General features: G+C 43.5%; 22 protein-coding genes. 9 read left to right on the top strand and 13 right to left on the bottom strand.

From position 1 onward, the window contains the following. Positions 1–253: 253 nt before the first annotated feature. The gene (locus tag G475_RS0123800) at positions 254–1,111 is read right to left on the bottom strand and encodes a nucleotidyltransferase-like protein (RefSeq protein ID WP_026703398.1); all 858 of its coding nucleotides are present in this window, start codon (positions 1,109–1,111) and stop codon (positions 254–256) included. A 188-nt stretch (positions 1,112–1,299) separates the two neighbouring features. On the opposite strand from G475_RS0123800, the gene G475_RS0123795 reads away from it, so the two are divergent. Next, the gene (locus G475_RS0123795) at positions 1,300–1,662 is read left to right on the top strand and encodes a YgzB family protein (RefSeq protein ID WP_026703397.1); all 363 of its coding nucleotides are present in this window, start codon (positions 1,300–1,302) and stop codon (positions 1,660–1,662) included. A gap of 75 nt (positions 1,663–1,737) precedes the next feature. Here the strand turns inward: G475_RS0123795 and perR are convergent, their stop codons facing one another. From perR to bcp, 3 genes are all read right to left on the bottom strand, one after another. Beyond that, complete coding sequence (gene perR, locus G475_RS0123790) at positions 1,738–2,172, bottom strand: peroxide-responsive transcriptional repressor PerR (RefSeq protein ID WP_026703396.1); 435 nt, start codon at positions 2,170–2,172, stop codon at positions 1,738–1,740. Positions 2,173–2,272: 100 nt separating this feature from the next. Then, on the bottom strand, positions 2,273–2,578 hold the full coding sequence (locus G475_RS0123785) for a cyclic-di-AMP receptor (RefSeq protein WP_026703395.1): 306 nt from the start codon (positions 2,576–2,578) through the stop codon (positions 2,273–2,275). A gap of 96 nt (positions 2,579–2,674) precedes the next feature. Beyond that, positions 2,675–3,142, bottom strand: a complete 468-nt coding sequence (bcp, locus tag G475_RS0123780) for a thioredoxin-dependent thiol peroxidase (protein ID WP_026703394.1) — start codon at positions 3,140–3,142, stop codon at positions 2,675–2,677. A 109-nt stretch (positions 3,143–3,251) separates the two neighbouring features. Between bcp and G475_RS0123775 the strand changes: the two genes are divergently transcribed. The 3 genes from G475_RS0123775 to G475_RS0123765 are packed head-to-tail and all read left to right on the top strand — an operon-like array spanning position 3,252 to position 6,982. Beyond that, the gene (locus G475_RS0123775; protein ID WP_026703393.1) at positions 3,252–4,550 is read left to right on the top strand and encodes a glutamate-1-semialdehyde 2,1-aminomutase; all 1,299 of its coding nucleotides are present in this window, start codon (positions 3,252–3,254) and stop codon (positions 4,548–4,550) included. Between the two features lie 59 nt (positions 4,551–4,609). Continuing rightward, positions 4,610–5,854: a GTPase family protein gene (locus G475_RS0123770; protein ID WP_169728550.1), complete on the top strand. Its 1,245-nt coding sequence runs from the start codon at positions 4,610–4,612 to the stop codon at positions 5,852–5,854. A gap of 45 nt (positions 5,855–5,899) precedes the next feature. Next, a complete protein-coding gene (locus tag G475_RS0123765; RefSeq protein ID WP_026703391.1) occupies positions 5,900–6,982 on the top strand; it encodes an FUSC family protein in 1,083 nt (360 codons plus the stop codon). Positions 6,983–7,224: 242 nt separating this feature from the next. On the opposite strand, the gene G475_RS0123760 is transcribed toward G475_RS0123765, so the two are convergent. Further along, positions 7,225–8,967 carry an ABC transporter ATP-binding protein gene (locus tag G475_RS0123760; protein ID WP_026703390.1) on the bottom strand — a complete coding sequence of 581 codons (1,743 nt, stop codon included), beginning with the start codon at positions 8,965–8,967 and terminating at the stop codon, positions 7,225–7,227. A 13-nt stretch (positions 8,968–8,980) separates the two neighbouring features. Further along, on the bottom strand, positions 8,981–9,508 hold the full coding sequence (gene ntdP / locus G475_RS0123755; protein ID WP_026703389.1) for a nucleoside tri-diphosphate phosphatase: 528 nt from the start codon (positions 9,506–9,508) through the stop codon (positions 8,981–8,983). A 164-nt stretch (positions 9,509–9,672) separates the two neighbouring features. Here ntdP and G475_RS27640 point away from each other — a divergent pair, with 164 nt between their 5' ends. Continuing rightward, positions 9,673–9,840, top strand: coding sequence for a hypothetical protein (locus G475_RS27640; protein WP_169728545.1), 168 nt, complete (start codon positions 9,673–9,675; stop codon positions 9,838–9,840). A 68-nt stretch (positions 9,841–9,908) separates the two neighbouring features. On the opposite strand, the gene G475_RS0123745 is transcribed toward G475_RS27640, so the two are convergent. Then, positions 9,909–10,091, bottom strand: a complete 183-nt coding sequence (locus tag G475_RS0123745; protein WP_026703388.1) for a gamma-type small acid-soluble spore protein — start codon at positions 10,089–10,091, stop codon at positions 9,909–9,911. 71 nt (positions 10,092–10,162) lie between these two features. Continuing rightward, the gene (fabL, locus tag G475_RS0123740; protein ID WP_026703387.1) at positions 10,163–10,912 is read right to left on the bottom strand and encodes an enoyl-[acyl-carrier-protein] reductase FabL; all 750 of its coding nucleotides are present in this window, start codon (positions 10,910–10,912) and stop codon (positions 10,163–10,165) included. A gap of 82 nt (positions 10,913–10,994) precedes the next feature. On the opposite strand from fabL, the gene G475_RS27635 reads away from it, so the two are divergent. Further along, positions 10,995–11,171 carry a hypothetical protein gene (locus G475_RS27635; protein WP_169728549.1) on the top strand — a complete coding sequence of 59 codons (177 nt, stop codon included), beginning with the start codon at positions 10,995–10,997 and terminating at the stop codon, positions 11,169–11,171. Positions 11,172–11,231: 60 nt separating this feature from the next. Beyond that, positions 11,232–11,552 (top strand): hypothetical protein, encoded by a 321-nt coding sequence (locus G475_RS0123730; RefSeq protein WP_026703386.1) that lies wholly within the window; start codon positions 11,232–11,234, stop codon positions 11,550–11,552. 26 nt (positions 11,553–11,578) lie between these two features. On the opposite strand, the gene G475_RS0123725 is transcribed toward G475_RS0123730, so the two are convergent. Beyond that, positions 11,579–11,788 carry a hypothetical protein gene (locus G475_RS0123725; RefSeq protein ID WP_026703385.1) on the bottom strand — a complete coding sequence of 70 codons (210 nt, stop codon included), beginning with the start codon at positions 11,786–11,788 and terminating at the stop codon, positions 11,579–11,581. A gap of 83 nt (positions 11,789–11,871) precedes the next feature. Beyond that, positions 11,872–12,081 carry a hypothetical protein gene (locus tag G475_RS27495; protein WP_156911882.1) on the bottom strand — a complete coding sequence of 70 codons (210 nt, stop codon included), beginning with the start codon at positions 12,079–12,081 and terminating at the stop codon, positions 11,872–11,874. 77 nt (positions 12,082–12,158) lie between these two features. On the opposite strand from G475_RS27495, the gene G475_RS0123720 reads away from it, so the two are divergent. Then, positions 12,159–12,521, top strand: a complete 363-nt coding sequence (locus tag G475_RS0123720; RefSeq protein WP_026703384.1) for a hypothetical protein — start codon at positions 12,159–12,161, stop codon at positions 12,519–12,521. Between the two features lie 7 nt (positions 12,522–12,528). Here the strand turns inward: G475_RS0123720 and G475_RS0123715 are convergent, their stop codons facing one another. From G475_RS0123715 to G475_RS0123705, 3 genes are read right to left on the bottom strand one after another with little or no spacing between them, the layout of a single operon-like run. Beyond that, complete coding sequence (locus G475_RS0123715; RefSeq protein ID WP_026703383.1) at positions 12,529–13,287, bottom strand: SDR family NAD(P)-dependent oxidoreductase; 759 nt, start codon at positions 13,285–13,287, stop codon at positions 12,529–12,531. After that, entirely contained in the window at positions 13,287–14,375 is a 1,089-nt protein-coding gene (gene mutY, locus G475_RS0123710) for an A/G-specific adenine glycosylase (protein WP_035712590.1), read from the bottom strand. Before mutY ends, G475_RS0123715 begins: the two co-directional genes overlap by 1 nt. A gap of 16 nt (positions 14,376–14,391) precedes the next feature. Continuing rightward, positions 14,392–14,715, bottom strand: coding sequence for a hypothetical protein (locus tag G475_RS0123705; RefSeq protein WP_026703381.1), 324 nt, complete (start codon positions 14,713–14,715; stop codon positions 14,392–14,394). Positions 14,716–14,855: 140 nt separating this feature from the next. On the opposite strand from G475_RS0123705, the gene G475_RS0123700 reads away from it, so the two are divergent. Continuing rightward, the gene (locus G475_RS0123700) at positions 14,856–15,839 is read left to right on the top strand and encodes a metal-dependent hydrolase (RefSeq protein WP_026703380.1); all 984 of its coding nucleotides are present in this window, start codon (positions 14,856–14,858) and stop codon (positions 15,837–15,839) included. Positions 15,840–15,856 lie beyond the last annotated feature (17 nt).

The raw sequence follows: 15,856 nt of genomic DNA, 5'->3' as shown, positions 1-15,856 counted from the left end.
AACTAGCAAAACATAAATCATGCGATTCAACACCGTTGAATCGTCTTTGAATTGACAGACGCTTGACTTTCATTCAATTTTCAAAGGGCAAATAAATGTGCTTTCGCCTTAATTAGCGACTTTTATAATTTATCATTTCCTTCAACCAAAGTCAATACTTTTTTTTGAAAGGAAGTGAAAATCTGCTGTCTGAACAGCGACAGTAATTAATATATCACCCACCTATTTATGAGTCAACACCAATTTTAATTTTTTATCCATACTTATAATAAAAAATATCCCTTAGTTTGGAATGTTTTTTTTCTTTATTTATATAACCGTGTTTCACCAAATATTGAAGAAGAATTTCCAAATCAACTGCATATTCCTCCAATTCCGGATGACAGCATAATTCATCGTAAGACCACTGTCTGCCCGAAACCTTTAAGACAGTTTCTAAATGGGCCTTTCCGGTTTCACTTTTAGAACGAATGGAAAACTCGACTGCTATTATTAATAATTCAAGGCGCTTCTCCACATTATCTTCTCCTGCCACAAGCTCCTGATATAATTTGTATGTTTCCGGATCGATCTCTTTTACCTGCTCCCATATTGTTACTTCCGGATACATTCCTTTTTCTATCACAGAAAGCCGCGCCAAATGATCCAGTGCATCAAACATATCATGAAAAGCATCTAAAAAATGACGGAGGTGATATTGTGTCTTTCCATCTTCAAAGCTCCGGACAAGTCCGGCGAATTCAACAGCTGATCTTTTACGACGTTCACTTCCAGGGAATCGCTTCAACCTTTTTTTCATAAAAGGAACCGTATTATTTCGATTATAAAGAAGTTGTCCAATTAACAGCCACTCCATTATTTTTCTATTTTTCCCTGTTATTATCCATTCAAAAAGATCTTCTTCTGCTACTACGTGTAAAGAAATGTCAACCGTCTCCCCGTTAAAATGATGGGTAACTGAATTGGATTTTCCGGCGGAGATGACTAAAAGCACAGCGTCAAAAAAATCAGTTAAAGATTCTTTCCCAGCCGCTTTTTCCACCAGTACGATCCCTTGCGTATCGGCATCTTCTGCATACTCGCGGCAAATCTGACGCAATACCTTTTCCATTGGTAAACATCCCTTCTCCCCTGCTTAGTTTATGTCCAGTTATCTATGTTCTTGGCTTTATCAATTAAGTAAGGATTCGACGTTTCAAGCTGAAACCCTTTTTCAACGAAAATTTTTCGGACTTCCTTTCTTATTGATATAGGTCGTACAGACGTTTTGTGATATAATTTGCTCATAGGAGGTTTTCTATGGCTTCAAAAGGAATAAACAAAATTAACCGGATCAGAACATTTGCACTGTCCCTTGTTTTTATAGGGATTTTTGTTATGTATATTGGATTATTTTTTGATTCCTCCCCCATTCTTATGACGATAACGATGATTTTGGGATTTCTTTTTGTCCTGTCCAGCAGCGGGGTTTATTTTTGGATAGGTATGATTTCTACAAATACAGTAAAAGTGGAATGTCCAAACTGCGGGAAGGTCACAAAAGTTCTGGGAAGAGTGGATGCCTGCATGTACTGTGATGAACCACTTACGTTGGACCCTGAGCTGGAGGGCAGGGAATTCGATCCCTCCTACAACCGGAAATCCACACAGCAAAAATCCTAAACGATTGACATCAATGGCTTTTAATAAAAAAGGCTCTTATGAAGGAGGCACCCTCATAAGAGCCTTTTTTGGATATTAGTGAGAGATATTTTTACAATCTTCACAGACACCATATATCTCCATCCGATGATCGTGGACCTGGAATCCTGTCACATGTTCAGCCAGTGTCTCGACTTCATCCAGCCCTGGATAATGGAAATCCACCATTTTTCCGCAGTCGGAACATATAACATGGTAATGATCAGTGGTCACGCAGTCAAAACGGCTGGAGGAATCTCCATATGTCAGTTCTTTTACTATACCAACGTTTTTAAACACACGAAGATTATTATAAACCGTAGCAACGCTCATGTTTGGGAATTTGCTCTCAAGTGCCTTATAGATATCATCAGCAGTTGGATGATTCATCGTTTCATACAAATATTCCAAAATGGCATGACGTTGCGGAGTCATGCGAACCTTTGTATTTTTCAGCGCATTTACTGCTTCCTGAAGCTGTTCGTTCGCCATCGTCATGCACCTCTCTTTCTCCATACACCAATTCTTACATAATAATTCTTATAAACAATTTTATAGGAAGAGATGAAATGATGTCAATGAAGGCGTCTTTTTAGGATCCACCGGCCGCATCCCTTAAAAATGGAGCATTCTCGGCTGACAATATGAAGAACGTAAACCGCCGGGGAGCTTCAGATTGTTTTCCTTTTTTTGATTCATATGCCGTACAGATACTTTTTAAGTCTGTCTTCAGCTGCTCCACATTTTCTTCCTGGACCCCAAACAGAAAAGTCGTGCTGCCCTTTTTTATAAAGCCGCCGCTGCTTGAGAGTTCTGTCATGCGGTAACCTTTATTTTTCATTCTTTTTTCAATTTCAGCTGTGTAAAAATTATTAACTATACAAATCATCAGCTTCATATGAAAACCCTCCGGCAACTCTGATACTTTATTATACCACGACACAACATCTTGTAACAGAAGAATTCTGCAGTACGCCTATATGGATGGTGGACCTCAAAGATTTTCTTTAATGTACTGTAATGTTTCCTCGACATGATTTTTCACTTTTACATTTTTCCATTCCTTTACAATGGTTCCTTTTTTATCGATGATAAAGGTAGAGCGGACGATACCCATGTATTCTTTTCCAAAATTTTTCTTCAGCTCCCATACCCCGTATGCTTCGGCGGCTTCCTTATCTTCATCGGCAAGAAGAAGGAAAGGAAGTCCATGTTTTTCTGAAAATTTCTGATGAGACTCCACCGGATCAGGACTTACCCCAAGTATTACAGTGTCTTCCTTTTTAAATTCTTCCGTTTGGTCACGAAAGTCACAGGCTTCTGTTGTGCAGCCGGGGGTCATGTCTTTTGGATAAAAATAAAGGACGATGTTTTTCTCATTAAAATCCGATAAACTGATTTTTTCTCCATTACTTGCAGGCAGCGTGAAATCGGGCGCTTTCTTTCCTGTCATATCTCCCATTCATCCTTCATCCTTTCTGAATTTTTTAATCATAGGAACGATATTCTTGCACTTCTACTCTTCATGGTACAATATGTTATGGAATTTTTCACATTTAGGAGGCTGAAGGATGCAGACAAAACAGTCAGAACAATTATACGAAGAAGCATGTGAACATATAGTCGGCGGGGTTAACAGTCCCTCCCGCTCCTTTAAAGGGGTGGGCGGAGGCACCCCGATTTTCATGGAAAAAGGAGAAGGCGCTTATTTTTATGATGTAGACGGCAATCAATACATCGATTATTTGGGAGCCTATGGTCCCATTATTACCGGACATGCTCATCCACACATAACCAAGGCTATTACAAAAGCAGCCGAAAATGGAACGTTATTCGGCACTCCCACTGTTCTTGAAAATCAATTTGCAAAAATGCTGAAAGAAGCCATTCCCTCTTTAGAAAAGATTCGGTTTGTCAATTCCGGCACAGAGGCAGTTATGACGACGATCCGTGTAGCAAGAGCCTATACGGGACGTTCTAAAATTGTAAAATTCGCAGGCTGCTATCACGGTCATTCTGATCTTGTTCTTGTCGCGGCCGGGTCGGGTCCGGCGACTCTGGGTTCACCGGACTCTGCAGGAGTCACAGCAAATATTGCTGAAGAGGTCATTACCGTTCCATTTAATGATACCCACGCTCTGCAGGAGGTCCTGAATAAATGGTGGGACGAAATAGCTGCCGTTTTAGTGGAACCGATCGTTGGGAACTTCGGGATTGTAGAGCCGGCTGAAGGTTTTCTCGAGCATATCAATGAAGCAGCCCACCGCGTTGGAGCATTGGTCATCTATGATGAAGTCATTACCGCATTTCGGTTCACCTATGGCGGAGCCCAGGATCTTCTCGGGGTAAAACCAGACATGACGGCAATGGGGAAAATTATCGGGGGCGGCCTGCCAATCGGTGCCTATGGCGGGAAAGTGGATATCATGGAAAATGTCGCTCCACTCGGGCCCGCTTATCAGGCTGGCACCATGTCCGGCAATCCGGCTTCGATTAGCGCAGGCATTGCCTGTCTTGAAGTTCTCAAGCAGGAAGGCACGTACGAATACCTTGACGATTTAGGAGCAAGGCTGGAAGAAGGGTTGAAGGATATCATTCACCGCCACAGCCTTCCCGGAAGAATCAACCGCCGCTGTGGGGCTCTTACACTTTATTTCACCAATGAAGAAGTCACGAATTACGACGGAGCCGATTATAGTGATGGTAATCTTTTTCAACAGTTTTTTCATTATATGCTTCAACAGGGGATTAACCTTGCTCCTTCTAAATACGAAGCCTGGTTTTTAACAACGGCCCACTCCTCTGAAGATATTGAGAAAACGATTGACGCTGCAGAACATGCCTTCCGCAGGATGGAGGAAAATCAGTAGAGTACGATTACAACAGCTTTCAAATGGGAATAAAAGAGGAAGACAAAGGAGGCCGTGTCATGAACAACGAGGAAGCTAAAACATGGTTCCAAGAACCGATCCGGTTGATGAGAAAAAAATTACTTCCGAAACTCCCTGGGCCCGTAAAGAAACAAATTGAGGGAGAAATTAACAGACTCGAAGATATCTTTTTGGAGTACCGCTCTCCCCGTTTTGCCATCGTGGGCCGCCGTGGTTCAGGCAAATCCACTTTTATCAACGCTATTTTTCAGGCGCCGGCAGCCGAGGTTGGGGCCGTTACATCCCAAACCGGGAGAGGGCAGTGGCATACCTTTTACACCTACGATAGAAAGAACGCTTCTATGGATATTTTAGATACAAGGGGACTGGGGGAAGGTTCAACTCCGGTTGAAACCACAAATACTCCTGATTCGCTGACCGAGGTGAAACAGTCGCTTCAGGACCAGTGTCCGGATGTGTTTCTATTTCTTGTGAAAGCAAAAGAAGTCGACGCCCGCATTACAGAAGATATCCAGCAGCTGAAGGAACTGCGCACCTTTGTAAAACATACCCATCATTACGTACCGCCGGTGATCGGGATTGTCACTCAGGTTGATGAATTAGACCCTGTTTATGATACGGAGCCTCCTTTTGAAAAAGAAAAAAGGAGGAACATTGATCACGCTTCCTCCCATTTGGAAGAAACATTAAAAGATGAAATAGATGGAGTGATTCACGTCCTTCCCGTCTGCGCTTACATGGCATTTAAAGAGGAGAAAGTCATCTACGACCGCCGCTGGAATATGGACGAAACACTCCACTACCTTTTAAATCATCTCCCGGGAAGTACCTGGCTGCAATGGGCAAAAATTACACAAGCCAGAGAAATCCAGAGGAGCATAGCAAAATCAATAGGCAAAAGCGCTTCCCTGATCAATGGCGGATTGGGAGCACAGCCTGTACCGATTGCTGATATGCCTGTCATTACAGGAGTCCAGATTTCAATGATTACAAGCATTGCTTACGTTTCCGGACGCGACTTAAACCGCAAAAGTATTATGGAATTTATTGGAGCCCTTGGTATCAATGTAGGCGCTGCCTACGCCTTTAGGCAGGCGGCCCGCTCTCTGAGCAAGATCGTTTTTCCCGGAGCAGGACATGTCGTATCTGGGACAGTTGCTTCCATTGCAACCTGGTCTTTGTGCAAAGCTGCAATTGCCTATTTTATCGACAGGCAGTCTGCGTCCGCAGTAAAAACCGTCTTTGAACAGACGAAAAAAGACGAAGAACTACCTCCGCAATAATTCCTTCAGAAGAAAAGAAGGAAAAAGAAAGGAAATCCATATTTCATGAAACTTGGGGCCAGAATATTCAAAACCGGTCTTGCCATTATTATCGCGATCTATGCCGCCTCCTGGGCCGGCCTGGATCCTTCATTTTTTGCGGCAATATCCGCGACTTTTGCTATTCAGCCTTCTATTTACCGATCCTACCAGACGATTGTAGAGCAAATTCAGGCGAACGTCATAGGTGCGGTCATCGCCGTTGTGTTCGCACTGACTTTTGGATATTCCCCTGTTCTCATCGGGGCAGCTGTCATGCTCGCTATCAGCATCATTCTTAAATTAAAACTGGAATCCTCCGCTATCTCGCTGGCACTGGTGACGATTATTATTATTATGGGGAACCCTGCGGACAGCTTTCTGTTATTCGCGGCAGAACGTTTTTCTCTTGTTATGCTTGGCGTTTTATCAGCTTTTGTTGTTAACCTGCTTTTCCTACCGCCCAAGCATGAAACAAAACTTTATTATAAAATATCGGATCTTACCGAGGAAGTGATCCGCTGGACCCGTTTGATCACAAGACACGAGACGAACCAGCCGTCGTTAAAAAAAGACATTCCGCGCATCAATGAGTCCCTCATAAAACTCGATAATCTCTACCTGCTTTTTAAAGAAGAAAGAAGTTATTTTCTAAAAAACAAGCTGGGAAAAGCACGAAAACTAGTCTTATTTAAGCAGCTGATTGTTGCATTAAAAAAAATATTCTCTATCCTGAAGACGTTCGACAAATATGAAAATGAACTAAGTCATATACCCGAGCCGATGCAGAAGCATATTAAAGCACAGCTGGACCACTTGATGGATTATCATGACAGAATACTGCTCCGTTATGTCGGCAAAGTAAACACGCAGCTGACAAAAGATATGGAAGAAGAAGTCGCAGAAGGGAAATTCGCCCTAACGGATTTATTTATGAATTTATATGAAAATCAGGAAATGAATAGAGATGAATGGTACCACGTGCTGCCCGTTGTCGCGCATATTATAGAATACAATGAACAACTTGAACACCTCGATCGTCTTTTAGAAAGCTTTTTCAGTTATCACCAGGAAGACAACACCGTCCAAATAGACGAAAACGACATTTAAATTGACCCGGCTTTAGGCCCCATCCGCTGCAGGGGCATGATTTTCGGATGAGAGACGCGCAGCCCTTTGTGGACATTTATTCCGCTAAATCATAAAATAAACGGTCTGTGGCGGCTTTTTTCCCCCTTCAAACTAAGAATATGAGGGGGAATAACGGAATAAATGTCCCATGCTTTTCGTAACATGAGAAAACGCCAGGTGCCCCCAAAACGTTCCGCCGCCCCCTGTGCGGTGAACTTTCTTTATATATGCTGGACATTATACAGCTTTTTATAGGAACCGTTTTTGTTCATTAATTCCTCATGAGAGCCTTCTTCCTCGATTCGTCCGTTTTCCACGACAACAATTCTGTCGGCATGGGTGATCGTAGAAAGCCGGTGTGCCACAATGAAGGTTGTTCTGTCTTGAGCAAGATTCTCCATAGCCTCTTGAATAAGGTGCTCACTTTCTAAATCCAGGGCCGAGGTTGCTTCATCAAATATGAGCATCGGGGGATCTTTCAAGAAAACGCGGGCGATCGCTATCCGTTGCTTCTGACCACCGGACAGTTTCACTCCCCTTTCTCCAACCGGGGTATCATAACCCTGGCTCAACTCATTAATGAAACTGTCTGCGTTTGCAGCTTTGGCGGCTGCCTCCACTTCTTCATCAGCGGCAGAAGGGTTTCCCATGCGGATATTCATTTTTACGGAGTCACTGAATAATATATTATCCTGCAGTACCATTCCTATCTTGTCCCGGAGTGTCCTTACTTCGTACTCGCGGATATCTTTGCCGTCCAGTTTTATACTGCCGGCCGTCACATCATAGAAACGCGGAATCAAGCTGACAAGAGTACTTTTCCCTCCTCCGCTCATCCCGACAAGAGCTATGGTTTCCCCGGCTTTCACTTTCAGGTTCATATCATGAAGTACTTCATCACTCTCTTCTTCGTACTGAAACGAAACGTTTTCAAATTCCACATCCCCCCGGGCATGATTCAACGGAACCGCATTTTCTTTGTTCTGAATATCATATTTCTCATCCACAAATTCAAACACACGGTCCATCGATGCAATAGACTGCGTCAGTGTGGTGGAAGAGTTAATCAATCGGCGCAGTGGAGCATAAAGTCTTTCCATATAGGAAACAAACGCCACCATTTCCCCTACAGCAAGACCGGAGCGCAGCACAAAATAGCCGGCTGCCAGTATAACAATTAAAGGCGCGATATCTGTAATCGTGTTCACTACTGCAAATGTTTTCGCGTTCCATTTCGTGTGATCCACCGCTCGTTCCAGAAAAGTACTGTTTCTCTTATCAAACTGTTCCTGCTCATAATCCTCCAGGGCAAAACTGCGGATGACATTCATACCCTGCACCCGTTCATGAAGATGCCCCTGAACATCCGCCAGGGCCGCAGAACGGCGGGCTGTTAAATCGCGGAGCCGGGTATAAAAATACTTGATCGATATAATATAAAGAGGAAATAGTGCTAACGCCACAAGGGTCAGCCATCCATTCATCGTGAGCATGATGACTACCGCAATGAGAATAGTGGCCATATCGAGCCAAATATTCATCAATCCTGTAATAACAAAATTCTTTGTCTGCTCCACATCATTAATTACCCGGGAAATAATCTCTCCTGCTTTTCTGTTGGAATAAAAGCTGAGGCTCAGCTTTTGAATATGAGTGAACAGCTGATCCCGAATATCGTACAAAACTTTACTCCCCGTCCACTGGGCAAAATACTGCCTGTAATATTCCACCGGGGGACGTACAATCAGAAACAGCAGAATAGCCCCTCCCATAATCCAAAACAGACTGTTCACTTTATCCCCCACAGCAATACCGTCGGCCAGGATGATTTCATCTATAACATGCTGAAGAATAAGAGGAGTGAGCAGCGGAATGCCAAATTTCAGTACGCCAATGACTACAGTAACAAAAATAATCTTTTTATATGGTTTTACAAACTGTAAATACCTTCTAATACTACCCATGGTTCACCTCTATCTAACGGAAAAACAAAAAACGTTCATACCATTTCTCCACAAACTGCGGCTGAAAAGGCCCTCTCCGCTGATAAATCCAATTTTGCAGCTCTTCCAGCCCGACTGTAACTTTTTCCTCAAGCTCTGGAGGATATCCCATTGTTTCCTTATGAAGTTCAAATTCGTCCTTATCTAAAATGTGATAGCTCATATCAGGAGCGACTTTAATATCAAGATCATAATCAATGTACTTAAGTGCTTCTTCATCCCAAACAAATGGAGTGCCTATATTACAATAAAAATATATGCCATCTGTACGTATCATCCCTATCATGTTGAACCACTTATCTTTATGAAAGTAACATATTGCCGGCTCTCTTGTTCTCCATGTCCGGCCATCTGCTTCGTGAACCAAAATCCGATCATTGGCACCTATAATTTCTTTGGAGGTTCCTTGGAGGATGAGGGTTTCTTCCCAGATTCGATGTAGGGTGCCGTTATGTTTATAACTTTGAATTTCAATCGTTCTGCCTGTTTCCGGGAAATCCATGCCTGACTCCTTCCTGCATTTTCCGATAGAACTCTGCGCATTTATTATACATGCTGATATGTATGAAGAAAACCAGACTGCCTCACCTCAAAAATAGATAGGAGGTTTATTGGTTATTTAACGAGGGAAAGTTTTAGTATAACAGAAAAAAGGAGGAGATGGTTATGCCAAGAAAAACACCTGATCATGAATACGAAGAACGCCATATTGAGAAAAAAGAAGATAAGTCCAACGTGGCTGCGACCTTTATTAAATACTTCGCTTATGTCCTGATATTTTTTGGATTTTTATGGTTTTTGGTTCAATACGTATTTCCCATGATTCCGCAATAATCTTTTTCCAAATAAAAGAGCTCTCTGGAAGATATCCCTTCCAAAGAGCTCTTTTTCGTCAAGAATAATTACTGCTGTTGTTGATTTTGGCCTTTTTTCTGTTGAGACTGTTGGTTTTGTTTTCTTACTTCTTGAGCGTCCGTTTCGCTTGCAAATTCAGTCTGCTGGCTCTGGTTTTGAGCAGAAGCTGCATTTTGCTTACGAACCTTTTTCGCATTAGTTTGTGAAGCGTTTTGTTGTTGTTTATCCATGCTTATCACCTCCACATCGATTAATCTGCCCGGGAGCAGAAGAATTTATCCGTAGAGAGGTGAAGAAATTTTTAAGTAAGCAGGGAAATCCCTCCGTCAATCGTGAGGGTCTGGCCGCGGATCATAGAAGCTTCCTCTGAAAGCAGAAACATAACACCGTTCGCGAGATCTTCCATTTCAACCATTCTTCCTGCCGGTGTACGTTCTTTTGCCTCCCGCAGCAGTTCTTCCCGGTTTGGAAAGTGGGTGAGCGCCTCCGTATCTACGGCTCCACCAGATACCGCATTAACGATAATACCTTTCTCGGCAAGTTCGACGGCCAAATACCTCGTTAAAGCCTCCACAGCCGCTTTTGAAACGCCGACCGCTGTGTAATTTTTTAAATAGCGCCGGGCTCCAAGCGAACTTAGGCTGACTATGTTTCCACCCCCGTTTTTTTCCATTAACCCCGCCGCCTCTTGTGCACAAAACAACAGGGCCTTGCTGTTGATGTTCATCGTCCAGTCCCAATGGCTTTCTTCCAATTCCAGGGCGGGACGCAGCACACCCGAAGCTGCATTATTGACAAACACATCCAGCCGGCCGAATGTGTCCTCTACTGCTGTAAATAATTCTGTTATTTTTTCCGGTTTGCCTACATTGGCTTTTACGACGAGCGTTTTTACTCCAAACGATTCGATTTCTTCGGCAGTTTCCTGTGCCGCACTTTTGCTTCGTGCGTAGTTAATAACAATATTGTATCCTTTTTTGGCTAATTTTAAAGCAATTTCTCTTCCGATCCCACGGCTGCTGCCGGTCACTAATGCTGTTTTATTTTCCATCGTCTCCTCCTTTCCAATGCCACATTATTATAACGTATAAGAATAGGTTGTCCCACAAAAAAATAAGGAAAAAGGTGATGACATGTACCGTGATTTTTCCGAGTTAAGCATGATGTCCAAGTCGGATTGGAGCAATGAGGAACTTACCCGTTTTCATGAAAGTTTTCAACAGCTTCTCCCTTATTTAACTGCCGAAGGAGGCGTGATTTATAAAGAAATCCTAAAAGAAATTGAAGCGAGATCTTCTACCCGCCATTAGTGTAAATCACGCATAATAAGGGTATAGCGTTCCTAAAACCTTCTACAAAGGAGAGATACCTTGGAACGCAGAACATATTATGTAGAACTGGAACAGCCGATGATAGGAATCTCCGACGTTAAAACAAGTGAAAATACGATTCAATATGAAATTCAGGCCACGCCGAATGAAAGACATGAATTGGAAAAATTAATTAACGAAGTTCAGAATGAAGATATCAGCGGAGCCGGGATTCTGGAAAGGGTGCACGACGAAACGAAAGCAGAAGAAGCTAAAAATGAGATGAAAACGGAAATGAAAAAGCTGTATCAAAAAATATATGAGCTTGGTTCTCCGGAAACACAGGATTTTTTCAAGCAATATGGGCTTTATAAGAAATGAAGGAGGCTGGGACAAAATCATAGAGGTCAGATAAAAATCCGAACGATTATCTTACATTTTCCATTAGAATTTGGCATCGTTCGGATTTTTTCATGCGGCATCTGCCCTCTTAAAACGAAGTATACCGCTGTACGATCACTGCGGGCGGCCACTGCGCTTTCCATGGGGACGACTTCAGCTAACTTCGTAAAAAGAATCGCTTTACCAAGTGGATCTTCAGCTCGTCTTCGTCCCATAGGAGTCTCCGTGGCCGGCCTCCGCTATGATAAAGAACTGCAGCGTTTAGGAGACATAGCCGTTTGCATGGACTGCGTTACTATCAATAATTCGTCTTTCGGGAGAAATCATTTAGTTTTGTCCCAGACTCCTTTAAGATCCCATCAAACGATGTTTGGGACCGCAGGAAGCGGGCCAGATCGGTGTTGGCACAGGACGTGCCGAACTTAGCCGATCTTCCTCCATTGATGCAGCTGAGGCGCTGCCCGCGGCAAGCGTCCGCCTGCAGCGGATGCCTCAGCATGTAACGCACTTTGATACAGCTCCTGCATAATGCTGGCGTTACGACACAAAATAAAAAATAAACGTCAGGAAATGAGGTTCAACAGGATGGAAAAACAAACGTATTACGTCAATTTGAATCCAATCAGCATGGATGATATAAGTTCCGTTGAAATCCCGGACAGCACCCTCATTCAGTATGAAATTGAAGCAACAAAAGAAGAACTGGAAAAACTGGATTTCCTGCTGGATGAGACCCAGGATCACGATTTGGAGGCCAGCAATCTATTCACCTTCCGCCACTTTGATGAATCGATTGAAGAAACGGACCGTCATGAATTCCAGAAAGGCATGGACGCTGTGCTGCAGATGATCTACGATTTAGGGACTCCCAAAACAAAGCAGCAGATGGAAGAAGCCGGTATTGTAAACAAGGAGGAAAAAAGAAATATGAAACGGCCTCCCCACTAGGAGATGGTTACATGTTCATGTTCGATTGGCCGCCGTCCACATTCAAGCTTGCTCCTGAAACCCAGGCCGCCCGCTTAGAAGCAAGAAAAACAACAACATCTGCGATCTCCTCCACCGTGCCAAAACGGCCTGCCGGAATCTCGTCCTTCACGAACTGATTGATTTTTTCCGGGTTTTCTTCCAATCGTTTCTGCCAATTCCCCGTCGGATGGAGGATGGCACCGGGGGCGACGGAATTTACCCGTACCCCGTCGGCAATGGTTTCATCCGCCAATGCTTTCGTGAAACTAATCATTGCTGCTTTGGCATTATTATATGTTGCTTTGCCGCCGGATTCACGGCCGAAAATTGAAGAAATGTTCACAATGCTTCCATGTCCTTTCTCTTTCATCCCCGGCAAAACTAATTTGCTGAAGTGCACCGCTGAAAAATAATTCAACGCCATTGCTTCTTCAAAAGAGTCCATGCTTGTTTCTTCAATTTTTCCTCCGCTGCTCCCGCCGACATTATTAATTAAAATATCGATGCCCCCTAATACTTCCTGGACCTGTTGAAATGTCCGTTCTCTTTCCGGCTCCTTCATAAGATCGGCCTGGATCGTGTGTACGTGAGTCAGTTCCTGTTCGGCTTTGTTCAGTCCCTCCTTGGATCGTGCCGTTATTGCAACTTCTGCGCCCTCTTCCAGAAATGCCTTCGCTATTCCCTTCCCTATTCCTTTGGAGCCTCCTGTAACAAGTACTTTTTTTCCTTTCAATCCTAAGTCCATTACCGAACCTCCTGTTCCTGTTGAGCATCTAGTATTTTTTGATGAGACACCGGGAAAGCATATTCTTCCGCTTCTTTCATCGTTACCCACCGGCTGTTTTCTGCTTCCCTTCCTGTGTTATGAATCCACGCTTCATACACCGTAATATTCCAAATAAGATGAGAAAATACGTGTTGCACGCTCTGCAGCGGCTGTCCAATTTCAATGTCCAGGCCGTATTCTTCCGCCAGGTGATGTTTCAACACTTCCTCCCGCTTCTCTTTTGGCGGGACCTCTGTATTTGGAAATTCCCACAGTCTTGCCAGGAGCCCCGTATCTCCCCGCTGATGAATTAACGTTTCCCCGCGCTGATTTTTAAGCACCACGGCGGCCATATCTTTAGCCTTTGGAGGCTTCTTTTTTTCTTTTACGGGAAGCTCTTCTGCTGTCCCTTGTCTGCGTGCTTCGCAAAATTCCTGGACGGGACATAACAAACACCCGGGTGATTTAGGCGTACAGACAAGGGCTCCTAATTCCATGACAGCCTGATTAAATTCGGAGGGCCGTATGCCTTCTAAGAAGGAAGCGATGATAGATTCAAAACGTTTGCGGGTTTTTGCTTTGCCGATATCATCCGATATGTTAAAAATTCTCGAAAATACTCTCATCACGTTTCCGTCCACAGCGGGTTCCGGTTTTTCATAGGCAATACTAAGGACAGCCCCTGCTGTATAAGGCCCGACGCCTTTTAAAGAAGAAAAATGTTCCCTTTCTCTCGGCACCTCGCCTCCATATTCTTCCACCACTTCTTTCACAGCCGTCTGCAGATTTCGTACTCTTGAATAATAGCCCAGGCCCTCCCAGGCTTTCATTACTTTTTCTTCCTCTGCATAGGCGAGCGTTTCGGGATCAGGAAACCACTCCATAAACTGATTATAATAGGGGATGACCGTGTCGACCTTTGTCTGCTGGAGCATGATTTCGGAAACCCAGACCCGGTACGGATCCTGGTTCTTTCTCCACGGCAGTTCCCGTTTATTATGGTTATACCACTCTATCAGCTGTCGTTGAAATTCTCTGATATGTTCATTATCCATTTCTTCATACATACAAGTCCCTCCCTCACTATTCTTCCAGTTGTTCATGCTTAGCATAAAAAGCCCAGCAGTTAATTTTTTCCAATCCGCCTTCTACACACTCTTCTAATTTTCCGAAAATAGGATGGTCCTTTGAACGCCGTTCCTTTTTTAAGGTATGATAGTAGGATAGAGCAGGGACATGAAACATTTCAACGTACAGCCCCTTTTGATCTACAGCCTGAAACCATTGAAAGGATTCAACTTGATAATCCGAAAGGGCTGCCGCGGTTTCTTTCATTAGTTGTTGATACAGCTTCCTTTTTTCTGTTTTAATTTTATACTCCATGAATATGTAAATATTTTTATTCATCTCTGTTTTGTTCCCCTTTTTACCGCTTTTATAATCGGGTATAACTAAACTAACGGACATCATCTATTTTACATACCTTGCAGAAGCGGGAGATCGGCTAGCAATATCAGCCAGGCGGCTGTACGAAGGAGGACTCGCCAATGGATACAGCAACACACGTCGTTATGGGAGTCGGTTTAGGCGGCCTCGCCACTCTTGACCCCATCGTTGCCGACAATTCCGCCTCTATGCAGACTGTTATGGTGGCTGTCATCATCGGATCACAGGCACCTGATTTTGATACGATATTAAAACTGAAAAATAACGCTGTATATATCCGTTACCATAGAGGCCCGACCCATTCAATTCCAGCAGTGCTTCTGTGGCCACTCGTTCTGGCTGGGACTGCGTATGCCTTCTCTCCGGAAGTTTCGTTTCTTCATTTATGGCTGTGGACATTTCTTGCCGTACTTCTCCATGTTTTTGTAGATATTTTTAATGCGTATGGGACCCAGGCTCTGTCCCCCTTTAATAAAAGGTGGCTGGCTCTGGGGGTGATCAATATTTTTGACCCGCTGATCTTTTTTTCCCATATAATCGCCTTTATATTGTGGCGGTATGGTTCCCCGCCCGGAGTAACATTTTTGCTTCTATACGCCGTGCTGGCGGTTTATTATATGTGGCGCTGTCTGGCAAGAAATAAAGTTTTGCAGCAGGCAGAACAATTTCATCCCGGAGCCACTCATCTTTTTATTTCACCAACATTTAACTGGAATAAATGGCATCTGGTCATTCGAACTCCGGAACGGATGCATGTTACAGAAGTGCGAAACGGGAGACTTCGTTATCTGGAAAGTTACCCGTTTGAACCCATTCCCGATCATGAGATTATTAATAAGGCAAGGCAGGATAAAAATCTTGCAGCCTTCTTATCATTTTCCCCAACCTACAGATGGGTTGTTACGGAAATAGAAAACGGCTGGGAAGTAAAGTTTATTGATCTCAGATACCGCAGTAAAGGCTATTATCCATTTGTGGCTGTGGTGAGAATGGATCCTGATTTCACCATTTATACTTCCTATACAGGATGGATATACAGTGATGAAACACTGGAGAAAAAGTTGAAACAGGGGGAAAAGCTGTGACTGTCAGCTTTTCCTTT

Source organism: Salibacterium aidingense DSM 18341, assembly GCF_000429685.1.
Classification (GTDB): Bacteria; Bacillota; Bacilli; order Bacillales; family Marinococcaceae; genus Salibacterium; species Salibacterium aidingense.
Note: the sequence above shows the minus strand (reverse complement) of the source record. Positions and strands in the feature narration are given on the sequence as shown.